This is a genomic window from Pseudomonas persica (assembly GCF_900291015.1).
Lineage (GTDB): Bacteria > Pseudomonadota > Gammaproteobacteria > Pseudomonadales > Pseudomonadaceae > Aquipseudomonas.
Map to the genome: position 1 here is coordinate 1 of NZ_OLKL01000372.1, position 237 is coordinate 237.

The following is a 237-nucleotide window of genomic DNA, read 5'->3' on the forward strand; positions in this document are numbered from 1 at the left end:
GCGCCCACCTTGTCGGCGATGGCGCGGAAGCGTGGGAAGTCGAGGGTCTTGGAGTAGGCCGAGAAACCGGCAACGATCATTTTCGGCTTGTGCTCGACCGCCAGGCGCTCGACTTCGTCATAGTCGATCAGGCCGGTGTTGGTGTCGATGCCGTACTGGACTGCGTTGTACAGTTTGCCCGAGGACGACACTTTGGCGCCGTGGGTCAGGTGGCCACCGTGGGCCAGGCTCATGCCC

Annotated in this window: 1 pseudogene; it reads right to left on the reverse strand. The window is 63.3% G+C overall.

The annotated features are described in order from the left end of the window. Window positions 1–237 (reverse strand): annotated as a pseudogene (glyA, locus tag FQ664_RS26940) (serine hydroxymethyltransferase); the annotation flags it as partial.